Below are 16,470 nucleotides of genomic sequence, written 5' to 3'. Positions count from 1 at the left end.
GCAAGGCCAATATTTAACAAGGCATTCGTATTTGAGAAATTTCTATATTTTTTTAAACTATTTGCACACAAGTTTTCGTTACAGAAAATGGCAACTAGCTTGCTACCTTGTGTTACTTTTATTATCTCCCCAAATTATATGGGCCGAGGGCAGTAAAGAAATAAACTCTAACGGCGGTGGCCGCGCATTTTTATTTTCGAGCACTATACCAACATCATCGTTTCCCTTTCCTACGCTGGGAACTATGAAAGTCTATGTAAAAGCCGGCGAAACCTTGAATTTAGGTTCAAGTGCGCAGGGTGTTGGTTCAGGCACAATAAACTTAAGAGCGCCCGACGGTACAACCTACACCAGTGGCAGTTCAAAAACGGTTGGGGTAATCTCAAATGATGTTCAGGAATCAGCAGGTCCGTTACCGGCTACCAACGGATATACACCATATGTAGTTACTGCGACTGCTGCCCAGGAAGGTATATGGGAAGTTGACTTTATTGCTCCGGGTACTGATAACGGTACGGAATCAAACCCTGTAGTTGTACCGGCAGGTAGTAATTGGCAACAGCCTTTAGGGCCTTATGTAGCAGCATTTGACATTACTGTCGTAAACGCTGCCAATGCAGTTGTTAAAGGCAGAGTTTTCACTAATATCTTTTGCGGGGTAACAAGTTCATTCAGCATTGGCTTTAATGGCGTATTTCATATATTAACAAAAGATGGCTATCAATATACCTTAGACAACAACGGCCAGGCAGGCAATGGTTTTTCTTTCTTTGCTAATAACAAAGGATTTAAAACTGCCGGTGGGGCAGCAAGCTATCAAAGTATCAATAATACCGCAGCGCCTCTGGTTCAGAATCCAACCGCTCCTGATACTCAAAGTGATATAACCCATAAGATATTTTTCAATACACCTGCAGCAGATCTCCCACAATCTGCAAAAACGCCTGATGGAAGTACTACCTGGTTAATTAATCCTCCGTTTCAGCCTAAAATTGAGGGGGTAGCATTTGTTGGCGCCGAAGGTACCGATGGCAAAGCTGGTACGGCACCCTTAGGTGGCGCATTTACCTTTTATGTTACAGCCAACGGAAGTTATACTTTGACTATAGATGCCAATAATAACGGCTCTTATGCAGACGCGGTAGACCGCAAACTTAAAGGAACGGCAACCACTGGTTTCAACAGCGTTGCATGGGACGGCCTCGACGGTCTTGGAAATAAAATATCGGCGGGTCCGACAATTTATAATGCCGACCTGGCGATATCTTTATTTAATGCCGAGGTGCATTTTCCATTCTTTGATGTCGAAAGAAATATTAATGGAATAAAGCTAACCAGAACCACCGGTGCCGGGGCCCCGGATTATACCGTTTATTGGGATGATAGCCCAATAACATTGTCCGGGACACCTTCTTCGCCACTTACCAATCTAACCGGCATCAGCAGCCTGATAAATGGTCATAAATGGGGCTCGGCAACATTTACCAACTCTGAACTTGACTTTGGCAATAATAAAAGCATAGATACCTGGGCGTATGTTACCCAGCCAACAGTAGATTCTATAGTGACTTTCACCGTCAGCGAGGCTGATCTGGAAGTAGTGAGTCTTACATCAGACGTTATAACCGGTTGTGTTGGCCAGACAATAAACTATACCGCGGTAGTTAAAAACAATGGCCCCAATGATGTAACCGGTTCTACCTTTGCCATTAGCTTTCCTACTGAACTTACCGATGTTAAAGTTACAAGTACCGCAATTACAGGTACAACTGCAATAACAACAGATTCAACCGGCAAAACCAATTACATGGCCAAAATGGATATGGCTAATGCTTCTGTGAGGACTTTTAATATCACCGGTAAAGTATCAAAAGCACCGAGTGGAAAATTGGTTGTATCGGCAAGTATTCTGCGCCCTAAAGATATCACCGACCCTGACGCAACAAATCCTGATCCGGTGGCCCCACTAGATCCTGTAAGTGAATGTAATTCAAGTCCGTCAGGTATAGGTTGTAATAATATAAAAACAGACAGCGTAACTTTTGTGCCTTCGCCTGACGCAGGCCCAGACCAAACAGTGGAAAGGGATAAAGTTGCAACTGTAACCGCTAATCAAACCGGTACCTGGACGCAAATAGGCGTAACCCCTACAGTGGCTCATATTAGCTCTCCGTCAAGCGACAGAACTGAAATTACCAGCTTAGCTGCACTCGGGCCCTACAAATTTGTGTTTACTAACATAAATGGCTGTACAGATACCGTTACAGTTAATGTTACGTCATCAAAACTAGACGCGCCAAACGTGGTGACACCTAACGGTGACGGCAATAACGATCAATTGGTCATCCCTGATATAAATCTTTTTCCCGGAAGCAGGCTGGCTATTTATAACCGTTGGGGTAACGAAGTTTATCACTCTGATAATTACGCAAATGATTGGGCAGGGAAAGGATTAGCCGACGGCACTTACTATTATGTACTAAATCGTAAAGAAGCTAACGGCGGTATTAAAGTATTTAAAGGCTGGATATATTTAAAACATTGACGATGAAAGTGATGAAGAGACATATCCTGCTGCTTTTATTGTCGGCATTAAGTACAAATAACAGCTTTGCCCAGCAAACCATCCAACTTAGCCAATATTTATTTAACGGCTTAGCTGTTAATCCGGCATATGCCGGCTATAAGGATAATTGGACTATTAATGCAAGCAGCCGCCTGCAATGGGCCGGCGTAGATGGTGCGCCAATAACCAATACGCTATCAGTTGATGGTATTACTGATCCGGAGTATAAAAATGTAGCCTTAGGCTTGTTGATAACCAATGACCGATTAGGACCCGAGAATAACTCGGCAGTATACGCAAACTATTGCTACCGCATACGTTTAAATAATGAAGATTCGCAAAGACTTTGTTTTGGTGTTGGTATAGGTGCCATTGTATATAATATTGACGGTACTAAATTTAATACCGGTAATACAACAGATCCTGCCATATCATCAGCAATTCAAAACAAACTTGCGCCTGATTTCAGGGCTGGTGTTTACTATTATTCCCCGTCATTTTATGTCGGTGGATCGGTGTTAAACTTAATACCTAATGCTTACCCTGACCCTAACTCCATATTTATACATGAGGTTACAACTTATTACTTAACTGCCGGTGTCATGGTAAATGTTTCTCCGGTTATTGACTGGAAACCATCCTTTTTAATAAAAGAAGACTTTAAAGGGCCTACCAATGTAAGTGCAGCTACCAATTTTCTGTTCAGCAACTTAATATGGGCGGGCGCGTCATACAGTACAAGTGTTGAGTTATGGAAAAAACCTAACCTGCAGAGTGACTTGGTACGAATGGATGCCATTACCGGTATGGTTGGTATTAATATTACTCCGCTGTTTCGCTTCGGATATTCGTATGATTTTGGCTCAAGCAAGATCCCCGGATACCCCAGCGCCTCACATGAGATTTCGTTAACCTATAGTTTTGCCCGCGCAAAAGGCAGGATCTTAAGTCCGCGCTATTTTTAACCTTATTTTTATGAAAAAGATAGCAGCCTCACTCCTTTTAACAATAAGTTTAATAACCGGTATTAAAGCTCAGGAACAGCCCGACACCAGACAATTGGCTGATAACTTGTTTGAACGGTATGAGTATTTTAATGCTTTGAAAATATACCAGCGGTTAGCAGAGAAATCGAATGTCGACGGCCTGATTATTGAGCGTGTTGCCGACTGTTACCGCCTGATGGGCGATTATAATAAAGCCGAAGAATGGTATGCGAAAGCGATAACTTACGGGGAGGCTCAGCCGATTGATCATTTTTATTATGCAGAGATATTATTGCGTAATAAAAAATTTAAAGAGGCACGCGAGCAATATAAACAGTACTATCAGTTAGAGAATGCAGATCAGCTCCCATTTAAGTTAGCCAGCGTAGATTCTGCCGAAAAGTGGATCAAAAATCCATCGAATGCCTTTACCATTCATAATCAACAGAAATTAAACAGCAAATATTCTGACTGGGGACTGAACTTTTTTGGCAACGATGGCTTTGTATTTACCTCAGACCGGAAAGTAAGCAACAGCAAAAAAGACACTTATAATCGTAATGGTGACGGCTACTTCAATGTTTATGAGGCCGAAAATAATGTGGTTACACTGTTTAATTTGAAAACTAAAGACAACGCGTTATTTGATATTAAATATCACATTGGCCCGATGGTTTTTACCAACTCTGGCGATACCGCTTATGTTACCATAACTACCACTGTACCTCACAAACAATTGCCTACAGACCTTAAAACGCCGGACAATACACAGAAGTTATACACCCGCCGGCTGGAGTTACTGATAGCAACAAAAGTTAAGGGACAATGGTCTTCATTTAAAAGCTTTCCTTACAATAATCTTGTAGAGTATTCAGTCGGTAATGCTGCGTTGTCAAAAAATGGCAACATCATTTACTTTACCTCTGATATGCCGGGCGGCGAAGGTAAAACAGATATCTGGTACTGCGTAAAAAATAGTACAGGCGATTGGGATCAGCCTGTAAATTGCGGCAAAAATATCAATACCAAGGACGACGAATCGTTCCCGAGTATAAGTGATAATATTTTGTACTTTTCGTCAAATGGCCTACCCGGCATGGGTGGGCTGGACATATTCAGAGCTAAAGGCGAAAAAGCTACATGGAGTAAAGCGTATAACTTAAAATACCCGATCAATAGCACCAGCGACGATTTTTATTTCATAAGCAAAGACAAAACCGGCGGCTATTTCTCATCCAACCGCGAAGGCGGCCAGGGTAGCGATGACATTTACAGGTTTGACTATGATGGGCCGGCCGATAACACCTTAGGCTTTGATAACCCCGACTTGGCGAGTGGTACAAATGGAAGCGGCCGCGGTAAGAGCCCAAATGGCAGCAAGAATGCTAAAGTTCCGTCGCCCCAGCCGGTTACAGCTGTATTAACACTTCATAAAGATGAAAGTATCATACTAAATAATATTTACTATGATTTAGATAAATCCGATATTCGTCCGGATGCTGCTGCAGAACTGAGAAGGCTTGCCGCCGTTCTGAAACAACGACCTAACATTCGTCTTGAGCTTAGCTCGTTTACCGACTCGCGGGCTCCATCGTCTTATAATATGGCTTTATCGCAAAGGCGCGCACAGGCAGCCGTCGATTACCTGGTTAGGTTAGGCATTGATCGCAGACGGTTGGTTCCTAAAGGCTATGGCGATACACGTTTACTCAACAGCTGTACGAAAGGCGAATATTGCACCGAAGAACAGCATCAGATTAACAGACGCACTGAACTTAGGATTATAAGCGAATAATTTAACAAACCAAACCTAATTGGTATCAAGATTACTCCTAACCCATCTGCTACAGGTTTTGAGATGAAGTTACCTATGATGTCATAACATGTGTCAATACCTACTATATAAACATTTCCGTACCTAATTAAGATAGTCGTCCGGCTATTCAGTTAATTTTATTAACAGACTGTGCGTTTATTGAGCATTTATTTTATTTTAGGGCTTAATAACATACTTTTCAATGTCTGAGCATTTGAGATTAGGCTTACACGCTGGTTTGGTAGTGGACTCATCCCCTATCATTAGTCTTGGCGAATTACAAATTTTCAGACAAGTCGTTAAAAATCCGTCTTTATTTTTACTTATTTCAATGAGTGAATTGGTTATCACAAACGCGAGTTAATATAACGGGGAAATTATAATGAGTAAAATTTCGCTGCCCAGGTATGAAGAACTAAAAAAGCTACTGCTTATAAATGCTGGAATAGCTAACATTCTGCCATCGGAATGCCGGACATTGTCAGACAGAGTGTACAAAAAGAACGGTAATCGTATCAGCGAAACAACGTTTAAGCGTATATACGGATTTGCGTACAGCAAATATAGCCCGTCGCTGTTTACGCTGAACGTATTAGCCCGCTTTTGTAATTATAAGGGCTGGGAGGATTTCTGCGAAAAGCAAGATCAAAAGGCTATCGCAGTGCCAACCAAAGAACTAAACTGGCGGCTTATACAGCAAAGTGCCAATAAAATAACCGGATTTACCTTACAAGCTTTAAAAAACAAATCGGGTATCCCCTACAATCAAACTATTGACCGCGAGTTTATCGATTATCATTTCGACGAATTTATTGCTTCAGGTTGCACAGGAACCGTATTGGCGGCACCGGCAGGTTATGGTAAAACTATTGCACTTTGCCAATGGATAGAAAAGAAACAGGCAGTAGACGCACTTAATGATGTTAATGATACTATCCTGCTGTTTAGCAGTAATGCTATCATGAGCGTTTTGGTAAGCGGGCGCGATATCCATGATTGGATGTTAGCCTTGCTTGGTCATCATACCGATAATGATATCAATGTGTTACTGGATATCAAACAACGCAGAAACAATAAATTTTACCTGATTATCGATGGCTTTGACGAACACATGTTCAAAGGCGATCATTTTCGGATCATCCTTAACCAACTAGTCGATATTTTTTCTTTTTATCAAAACCACGATTGGTTTAAACTGGTGTTAACTACCCGGACGGCTACATGGATAAATAATCGACACGAATTTGAACTTGCTGAAAATAGTTGGTATACCGGTTTTAAAAAGAATGGCAATTGTATCAACGTGCCGTTATTCAGCTTGCAGGAAATCAAACTGTTGTGCCATCAGATAAAACCGGGAGTTGAAAACTTTATATCGCTTAATGTAGTTGAAAATTTCAATCATCCACTCTACTTTCAATTTTATTATCAGCAGCATAAAGACAACTTTTTACAACATGATATTGACCATTTGAGCTTTTATGAAACAATCTCTACCTTCATTTTAAAGAAAGTTTACCTTGGGCAATATTCGGCCGAAAAGATGTTACTGATCAAAGGTCTTGTTGAAGAACTTGGTATTGAAAACGATAATTATCAAATCAATACCGTTAAAGTAAGCAACCTGATAAAGAAGTACCCACATGCTTACCAGGAGTTATTGGCCGTAGGTTTTGTACGCGAGATTAATGAAAGCAGTGACTTTCAGCTCAATACTTATATTGTATTCGGTAATGATGAGTTTATGGAACACAGTATTGCCAAAACTTTGCTCTATGACAACGGCAACCTGCTTGACAACGATTTAATTAAAAACATCAATAAACTTTTAGTTGCCAGCCCGCGCAAGGTTAATGTGTTAAAGTGGTCTATTATTCATGGTATAAAAACCGGCCAGCTAAAGAATATAGAAAGCATCACCGGGGCGCATTTAAGCATGAATGAAAAGTCTGATATCATCACCTTCCTTGGCGAGGTTCTTGAAGGCGAGCATTCATCGGCCAACCAAAATGAAGCTCTAATTCAATATTTTAAGCATTCGTTTAGCGAGAAGTTATTTGATTATTTCTTCGGATTAGAGTTAATAAACTCTAACTACAAAAAATTCTTGCAGGTATTATTAAAATTTGAGCTGTCAAATAAGAAAAAAACACTTATTCATACAACGTTAGCTATTATAGCAACTATACAGCTTGATCTGAATGAGTTAGAGATAAGCCTTGAAAAACTTAAAGCTCTTCCTAAAGCAGAGTATGAAATATTTCCGGTAAACCCTCTGAATTGTCTCGACGCCATTTATTACCATCTAAAATATGGTATTATTAAAACCGAAGCCCTGACAGATCTTACCAGGTTATATTTTAATACTGGCGGAGGCCTGATCAATTTAAAGAAATCAGCCACTAATGATATGCTTTTCCTATTGGGGCTGCATACCTTGCTGTTGAGTAACAATCCACGCAAGCTTCTGCGGTTTATCAAGTTCCTTGACAGAAATTACCGTAATGAGCTATTGGATAATTACGCATCGCAATATGGTTTCTTTGTACAGACGATAGAGGCCAATGCTTATTTTGAGTTGGGTGAATTAGATAAAGTTTCAGAAATATATTACTCAATTTCTTCGGCCTTGAAGAAAAGCAATAATTTGCTTACGTCTTATATGAAAATTGTATTCCACAGCTTAAAAATTAAGATTATTATAAATACACCTAAACAAAATCAGGTTGCTGCGGAAATGAAACACATCAATAATATCGCTGCTGAATTTGGTTACAAATTTGACAAGCTGTATATAATTGCCATCCTGTTAAAAAGCCCTACGCTACAAAGTTCAATGCCAGAGCTTTTCAAACAAGCTAATAACGACTTTGATAAAATTACCAGAGAGAATGGCTTAAACTCAAAACTCTTTCTACAAACAATTACAATAAAAAAATAGCGGTTTATATTATCATTATACCGCCTGTAAAGCTACCTTATTAGATCAATTGGATGTTATCTTATATAAGCAAGCCCCTTCTTGTGTAAATGTTGTATTTGCGTTTTCAACAAGGCTAATGTCCCGCCCGCCTAAAACCTCGGTCAATTTATATTTCTTTCCGGCTCTTAATCCCAGGCGACTAACATTAATGACTACATTGGCAGGCTGCTTTTTATAATTGAATACCGCCAGATAGGTTCCGCCAGTGGCTTTACGAATAAACTGGGAGGCGGCACTACCATCTAAACCTGGTTCAACCGGCATAAAAGCTTTACCGCTTTTAATAAGTGCTTTCAATTCAGGCCGCTGCAACCATTCTTTAATCTGTGGCTGCCAATCGGCCGGTTTGCTATAATCATCACCTAAAACTACCGAGCCTGTAATCAGGGTCGAAATTAGCCTTGCCCGGTTAGCGCCGGTGTTTTCTTTTTCAAATACCGCATGGTCAGCATCCGTATAATCATATATATAGGTTTGCCACCAGCCGTAAGTAAGGCTATTCAATGTGTACTCAACGTCTTTGATTGAATGAAATGCATCACAGGCAATTCGTCGCATATGCACGTATCTGGCTGTGGCCAGCGATGGGGAAATGGCGGCGTAAATTAACATTGAATTATCTAAAATTTTATCAATAGTCTCCATCCCTACGCGGAAAGCCTGCATACCTGTAGTTATATTCGGATCATAGAAGCGGGTTGACTCTACGGCGCCGTGTCCCAGGAAATCTATTTTGATCATTTTGAAGCCACAGTCTTTTAATTTACCTAACACATAAGCTATGCGGGCTTGCGTACCTGGGTGCGTCGGGTCGAGCGCGCGGCCGCCGTCAAGGTCATGGTAACCTTTATCAGTCTTAGTCCACATTTCGGCAAATTTATAGTTACTGCCTTCAGCTGTGCGATTTCCATTCTTGCCCCAATCGGTAAAAGGCGCCCAGTAAACGCCGGGTTGCAAATTTCGTTCTTTGCAGTAGTTTACAAAATCTTTCAGTTTCGAAAAGTCGCCGCTAAAACCACCGCGTACCATATTGTCCCAAAACGAATCTAAATCAATATAAGCAGTGCCATCTTCATTACGGAAGCTTGGTATTTGCTTATCAAAAAAATCAACAACACCGGTAGCATTATTATAGTTTAGTTTGGTACCTATAACACCCCAACTGTTCCAACCCACCGGTGTAGCTTTGTGCCAAGACTTGCAAAACCGGCCATCTACCGCGCTATTAGTGCGGGCAAATGTTTCGAGGCCTTTGCGCCAGTCGGCAAAGTAGCCAATAAACATTTTTGGCGACCTGATTTGATCTCCTTTCAATGATCCATGCGCCATCGAATCACGGGTTATGGCAACTTCATTCAATCCGCCAAAAACCTCCAACCGATTGATTACTCCATTAGATCCGGCGCTTTTTACCCCACTTTTCCAACTATCATGTTGTAACGACCCGACAACTAATCCCTTCCTTAAGACTCCATTATAGATAACACCAACTTCTGAACTGGTATTGACTTCGTTGCTTAACGCTGTTGACTGATATCTGATAAAGGTATCATTGTCAAAAGGCACAAATAAGGTTTGCAAATTCCTACCGGCGTACAAATTAGCATGATTAGTGATAATCGGGGCCATGTAATTTGAACTCAGACTATGTCCGTCAATTTCAAGTTCAGTCACTATAAAATCTTTATTTGTGTAGCAGTAAAATAATTGCTTCATTACCGGCACACCGGGTCTTGATGATGTAACGGTTAGTAATTTGCCGCTGCCTAATTTGTCATTTATAGGTTGTATGCTTACCGTGCGTTTAATATAGTCGCCGGTTTGATATTTATCGTTGCCATTGGTATAGGCCGCGGTTGCATTAACCAAAATAAGCTTGCCATTATATTTAATACTGAAAGTACCTGTATGGCTATTAATAATTAATTGGTTGTTTTTTCCGAAAGGGACGATTTGTTGATTACTGGCCCACACACAAAATACGGTAGCCAACATACAAGCAGCAAAGAATTTTATTCGCAACATGGTTGATAGTTTGGACAAAGGTATAACAACCGGGATGCGAAACGAAATGCAACTGATTAGGCTAAGGTTACCTGGTTGTAAGTGTTAGTTTCCTCACAGAGAAACTGTCGTTGCCAGAGAATAAATAATAAAGCGTTTTGCCATTTTTGCTTATCCAATTAGTTGGCAAACTGCCTGATTCGCCAGGCCCCATATCCCAATCCCGAGTATAGTAAACGGTTTTCCAGGGGCCCCATGGATTTGGTGCTTCAAATATGCCCAGTCCGCCTTTAAAGCGCGGCCCCTGCTCGTCTTTATCTCCAGACAGCGGAATAGCCTGGCACCACAGATATCGTTTCAGCGGCGCATCATAAGTCATTCCGGAACGATAAGTTTTGCCAGGATTTTTATAGATGGCTTTACGTCTGCGAATATCGTCAGACCATATAGATTTGCCACCTGTATCATATCCGGCAAAAAACTGATAACTGCGCCAATCTAAAATATGGTTTTTGGCTACCCGCATCATAACCATCTGGTCCCCATATCTGTAAGCACTGGCATCGTCTATAGAATAGGTATAAACATAATTATCTTTTGCACCCGCATTGTTCTGACCATAATTAACAAAATTAGGGCAGCCAAAGCTTACGTCCAGTTTCCAATCAGCCCAAGACCATGTTTTCCCGTGATCTGCCGAGACGGCCAATTGGGCGTTGTTGAGGTTACGTACCCACATGTATAATTTCCCTTTAACCATAATCATCCCGCTGGCTTTTGGGCCTGCAAAGCCTTGCCCCACCCTTTCTCCCGATGATGTGCGGATATTTACGCCTGATAGATCGGGCGGTGTACCTGACACTACCGCCAAACCATTGCTTAATTTAATATCGGTATAGGGCTTAAAACCATTACCATCACCATAAGCAGTATACATCAAGCCATCATCTCCCCATGTTGACGGCCAACAGTCGCCACCCTCGGCCATGCGGATAACCTCATTTGCGGGAGCAAATTTAGCCGAAGTAATTAAATTACTTTTAGGATATGGTGCTTCTTCAACGGCATCCATCACCGGGTTAAACAGCTCGTTCTCGACAAACTTCCAATAGCTTTTGCCACTAAAATTAGGATTTAACGGTGTCCCCATACGAACAATAATCAGCTTCAGACTTGGAATGACAACCAACAATTGTTCACCGGCTCCCGCTCCAAAAAAGGCATCCCTGGGCATTGATTTAAAGGAGCCGTCATAATTGGTGAACCAACCCAGCGCTGCTACTGGTTCAATATCATCTGCAGACTTTGAAAGGGTTGATGTGTTCGTCAATACTGAGCGGTCGGTAACACCATCGGTACTCAATGCGCGTTTAATTACTCCTGAATCAATAATCTGCTCATCTTGCCAGCTCCCTTTGCGCATAATCAATCTACCTATGCGGGCAACCGCGTCGGCGGTAAATGTTGCACCTCCCCAGCCCGCCACCAGGTTCATATGATCAACTTTATAAACAGCGTTGTAGCCTAATGAATAAGTGCCCTTTTTAATGCCGATGCGACTAAATACCCGTTTATCCAGATAAGTGGCGATATCTTTATCAGGTGACTGCTGCAGACTTTTGGTCACTGCATAATTCAGCATTGCAATACCCGGATTGCTATATTGTGAGCCCGTGCCCGGCTTAAACAAAACCTTGGCGCTGTCGCGCGACAAGGTGAAAGGGTCCGGCTTTTTGCGCCAAAACATTCCCTTCCAGCCCGGCAGGTCCATATGGCGGTCTTTATGTTGTTTGATGAGTTGCGCTTCTTCTTCATCCGTACCCTCAGAATCATCCAATCCCGAAGTATGCGTATCTAATTGCCGTATCGTAATTTTTGATTTAACATCAGACTTTAGCCATTCAGGGATATACAGGCAAGCCGGGGCGTCGGCATTAATATAACCATCAGCTATGGCTGCGTTTAAAGACATTCCGCTTACCAGAGCTTTAGCTAATGACGCTGTACCACTGGTAATTTCTGTATCGCTCCAACCTTTGGCAAAAGCTTCGCAAACGATCTTATCGTTTTTAATGATGAGCAACTTGTGAGTGCCCTTTGACATCATGCTGTTTTTATAAGCTTCCAGTTTAGCGCTTGACATTCCCACACTTTCAGGTGTAGCATGCCCCCATGCAAATTCTTTTTTAACCTGAGCTTTTAAGACGAAAGGCAGGCAAGTGAGTACGAGGTATAACTTAACAGATTGCATGGTTTGGCTAAATGGGTCGTTCTAAGTTAATCAAATTATCTGCCCTAAAACAAAAATGGTGATAACGACCGGAGTCATTATCACCATTTTTACATTATTAGTTAAGTTATTCTTATTCTACGGTAAGCGTACCTTGCATCACGTAATAGTGACCGGGCACGGTACAAACATAAGTGTACTTACCTGCTTTGGGTGCAACAAAATAAATGGTCTGTGATGAACCTGGACCAACCAAAGTAGCATTAAACAAAATTTTAGGTGTATTAGCAATGTAGCTTAGTTTAACTGCTTGTAAACCCAATTTAGTGCCCATATCGCCTACGGCAATAGCCTGACCTTGCGGAACCACTACAAAGTTGTGCGGCATATCATCATTATTGGTAAAAGTCAATTTTACTCTGCTTCCCGCTTTAAGCGTAAGCTCAGCTTTGTCAAACTTTAAACCAGGCTTGGTACCAATACTTATTGTTTGGTCGATAGTTGTCCATGACGCTGGTTTGCTGGTTTGGTTCTTTTTTAGTGCGACGCCTTTTACCGGGGCAGCTTTAGCGTTTAATGCTTTAACTTTACCCATTTCCATGTTCATACCGGCCATATCATGATTCATTTTTGGATGTCTTTTAGGGACATTCAATTTAGCGCCATCAGGTATGTTATTTAAAGTATAATAGGCAACCGGGTGTAATAAACTATAGCTGCTGTCTGCTGAAGTTACCGCTTTGTCAACCTTAATTTCATGGATGTATTTTTGACGAAGACTATCAGCTACCAATCTAACTTTCAGTCCATCTTCAGAAACTATAGCTGCGTTTACGATATGTACCTTTTCGCGGATAGTCGCACTACCATAAACCGGGTGATATTTATAGGTAAAGCCGGTAATAGTATAATTATCCGGATCGGCAGCCGCTTTTTTGTTAACCGGCTCAGTAAATTCTATCTCAAAACCATCAGGCATCGCTCTTACAGCCTTCATTTCGAATGGAGTTTTCTTCGCCCAAACCAAACGCTCTAAACCAAATATTTTCTGGCCTGTTGATCCCCAGCCACGGCTGGTTTGGCCAACAAACAGTGAGTTGTCGGCACCCCAGGCTAATCTTAACACACCTGACTCAAAACCTTCACGGAAGGCAAATGCAGCACCTTGATACTGACCTTTAACCTGCTCCAGGAAGATACGGTTAATACGACTTTGTGCCTGATCACCTACCAGTACCTGGCCTGCAAACGGACCGAACTTGTCGTCCTTAGGAATTTGAATCATTGATGAAGTGGAGTTACCCATTGTACCATGTGGTAACCAAACCGCAGGTGTTTTAAATCCTTTTTTAACATCGTCAGCAACTTCGGCTAAAGTTTTATATGGACGATTTGGATCACGATCCTCGATCTTACCTTCAGGGTCGTTAAAACGGGGATTAACACGCGAGTAGATATCTTCGGTACGGACTTTTACCGGCGATGAAGGATCAGCAGCCCAGCGTAAACCTGCAGGGTGCATAGCAAAATCGCCGCGATCTAACTGCATAATATAACCTGACCCTACCCAATCGCCCTGGTTTTCAGCATAGAAATATTTACCGTCTATTAAACCCTGACCGCAAGGTGACCTGAAACCAGTGGCATAGGGATGCATTTCGCCATTTGGCGTAATTTCTAAGCACCAGGCTCTCCACGGCACTAAGCTTTTACCTCTCCACCATTCGGCATCAAAACCTACGTTAAGATTAACCATCATATTGCCATTAGGCATAACTACCGGACCGTATGAGTACTCGTGATAGTTACCTGACACCGGCCATGAGTACACCGTTTCATAAACATCGGCTTTACCATCACCATTTTTGTCGATCAGATGGGTTAACTCACCACGTTGCACGCAGTAAAAATCGCCATTAACATACGCCAGACCTAAAACCTCATGCATGCCGCTGGCAAATTTTTTATAATAAGGCAGGCTGCCATTCAGCTGATATGGATTTTGAACAATGTAAACATCGCCACGACGGGTTGATACACCAAGGTCGCCATTTGGCAATACTGCCATACCGCCAACTTCCAGTTCTACACCTTCCGGTGTCGGCACGTTGACAATTCGGTAATAATCTTTTTCTGCAGGGGCTGCCTTCTCCGCTTTGTTTTGAGCAAAAGAGGCGGTACAGCTTAAACCTGCTATGATTGTAAGTGATATATTTTTAAAAATAGCTTTCATTTTGAATGAGTTTTTGAGATTACCAGATCAATGAATATTGAACAGAGGTTCCTTTATCTGTATTTTTTATAGGCAATAACATTTCTTTACCTTTTGCAGAATTGCGGATAACCGGTTTCACACCTTTATCCAGTTGCACGTAGTAAGTAAAGTTATTAACAGCATATAAACCATTATCTAAATCGACAATATCACTGGCGTCGGCCACACGGGCAAATAAGTCTTTGGGCGCAGGGCCATCAACACTGATCTTACGGGTTAACCCTTTACCATCCTCGCTGGTTGTTTTATCATTAATGTTAATCCCATCAAAATTGTATTTAAATGTAGGTATGCCAGTTTCGTCCAACTCGTAACCTTTTTGGCGGAAGATGCCTTTCTCTAAAGTATCCGGCCATGCCTGATTGTCCTCATGTATCAATGCCAAAGCTGGTTTATCATCTAAACTGATAACGCTGCCTATAGCACGGGCATTACCGTCGCCACGCGATAACCACATTGGCGATGCGTCTAAAAATCCGCCTTTCCAGATCTGGTATATGGTACCACGCTCCAAATCAAAACCGTAGCTGATATTATTTAATAAACCAACGCTTGCAGAGTGTGTTACCCTTTTACCCGGAATGTCTACAAAGCTGCGAAATACCACCGGCTCGCCTTTAACATCGACAGAAACCGGTTTGTCATTACTATCCCAAACCTGACGGGTGCCATCAACGGTCATGGTACCAACCCGGGTGCTGTAACGGAAGTTTCTGAAAGCCACCGCGCCGTGGTCGCCTTGTAAACGTAGCGGGCCTGTAGCAGCCTCGTTAGCAAATGCTGAACCGCGCGTTGGCGCCTGTAACTCGGCATTTTCAATGATGGTCATACCGTTTAGGATAATCCGCACTATACGGGCATTAGCAATCTTTTTGCCTGACGCATCAAATTTAGGTGCCTGGAATTGTATACGGATATTTTGCCAAAGGCCGGGTGCGCGGCTCACGTTGATACGCGGCGCAACGCCGTCAAAGCCAAATTGACCCGCGGGGCGGCTTTCATCCCAACGCTCATAGATAGCGCCAAGGTCTCCGCTGGTCAAGGCTTGTTTGCCCCAGCTATCCAATAATTGTATTTCATAACGACCTTGCAGGTAGATACCCGAATTTGACCCTTTTGGCATCATTACATCAACGCTCAGGTCAATGTCACCGTGCTCCATGTTGGTAAAGATATCTTCGTTCTTGTCTTTGCCCGGGATACTTACCAAAATACCGGTTCCTTCTTTTTTGGTAATGGTATTTGGTTTGTTAAAATCGGCTATAACCGAGCCGGCTACAGACCAGTTAGGACTAGGACTTTTAAATGCTGAAAGGTCATTCAGCGGGATTTGTTGCTGCAGCATTCTGTTTTGTGCAGAAGCAAAAAACGGAACGCAGATTGCCAGTAAAAACGCTTTTAATGGCTTGCGTTTAAGCAGGTAATTGTTTTGCATAATATTAATTTTAGTGAGCAATTTATAAGTGGTTAGTAATTGGCCTAACTACAAAGATGTGATTTATAAAGCTAAATATCTTAATTTTTACTTGTATAGTCAACTTTAATTTGTAATAATATGATCGGCTGCTGTAAACATATTGCGTACTGCCCCATTTTGTGCTAATTTGCAA

Annotated in this window: 8 protein-coding genes; 4 read left to right on the top strand and 4 right to left on the bottom strand. The window is 41.9% G+C overall.

The window, feature by feature from the left end; genetic code table 11:
- Positions 1 to 109 precede the first annotated feature (109 nt).
- The 4 genes from ABD772_RS04400 to ABD772_RS04385 all read left to right on the top strand — a co-directional run bounded on the left by ABD772_RS04400 (position 110) and on the right by ABD772_RS04385 (position 8,309).
- Positions 110 to 2,545: a T9SS type B sorting domain-containing protein gene (locus ABD772_RS04400; RefSeq protein WP_345101229.1), complete on the top strand. Its 2,436-nt coding sequence runs from the start codon at positions 110 to 112 to the stop codon at positions 2,543 to 2,545.
- Between the two features lie 11 nt (positions 2,546 to 2,556).
- The gene (locus tag ABD772_RS04395; protein WP_345101228.1) at positions 2,557 to 3,531 is read left to right on the top strand and encodes a PorP/SprF family type IX secretion system membrane protein; all 975 of its coding nucleotides are present in this window, start codon (positions 2,557 to 2,559) and stop codon (positions 3,529 to 3,531) included.
- Positions 3,532 to 3,541: 10 nt separating this feature from the next.
- A complete protein-coding gene (locus ABD772_RS04390) occupies positions 3,542 to 5,347 on the top strand; it encodes an OmpA family protein (protein WP_345101227.1) in 1,806 nt (601 codons plus the stop codon).
- 403 nt (positions 5,348 to 5,750) lie between these two features.
- Complete coding sequence (locus tag ABD772_RS04385; RefSeq protein ID WP_345101226.1) at positions 5,751 to 8,309, top strand: hypothetical protein; 2,559 nt, start codon at positions 5,751 to 5,753, stop codon at positions 8,307 to 8,309.
- A 45-nt stretch (positions 8,310 to 8,354) separates the two neighbouring features.
- Here ABD772_RS04385 and ABD772_RS04380 read toward each other — a convergent pair whose 3' ends face one another.
- The 4 genes from ABD772_RS04380 to ABD772_RS04365 all read right to left on the bottom strand — a co-directional run bounded on the left by ABD772_RS04380 (position 8,355) and on the right by ABD772_RS04365 (position 16,295).
- Positions 8,355 to 10,376, bottom strand: coding sequence for an alpha-galactosidase (locus tag ABD772_RS04380; RefSeq protein WP_345101225.1), 2,022 nt, complete (start codon positions 10,374 to 10,376; stop codon positions 8,355 to 8,357).
- Positions 10,377 to 10,443: 67 nt separating this feature from the next.
- Positions 10,444 to 12,606, bottom strand: coding sequence for a serine hydrolase (locus ABD772_RS04375; protein WP_345101224.1), 2,163 nt, complete (start codon positions 12,604 to 12,606; stop codon positions 10,444 to 10,446).
- Positions 12,607 to 12,718: 112 nt separating this feature from the next.
- Positions 12,719 to 14,818 carry a plastocyanin/azurin family copper-binding protein gene (locus ABD772_RS04370; protein WP_345101223.1) on the bottom strand — a complete coding sequence of 700 codons (2,100 nt, stop codon included), beginning with the start codon at positions 14,816 to 14,818 and terminating at the stop codon, positions 12,719 to 12,721.
- A 19-nt stretch (positions 14,819 to 14,837) separates the two neighbouring features.
- Positions 14,838 to 16,295 (bottom strand): 3-keto-disaccharide hydrolase, encoded by a 1,458-nt coding sequence (locus ABD772_RS04365; RefSeq protein ID WP_345101221.1) that lies wholly within the window; start codon positions 16,293 to 16,295, stop codon positions 14,838 to 14,840.
- Positions 16,296 to 16,470 lie beyond the last annotated feature (175 nt).

It is taken from the genome of Mucilaginibacter panaciglaebae, from assembly GCF_039539265.1.
In the GTDB taxonomy this organism is placed as follows: Bacteria; Bacteroidota; Bacteroidia; order Sphingobacteriales; family Sphingobacteriaceae; genus Mucilaginibacter; species Mucilaginibacter panaciglaebae.
The sequence above is the reverse complement of the archived record's forward strand: the minus strand, read 5'-3'. Positions and strand labels throughout refer to the sequence as shown.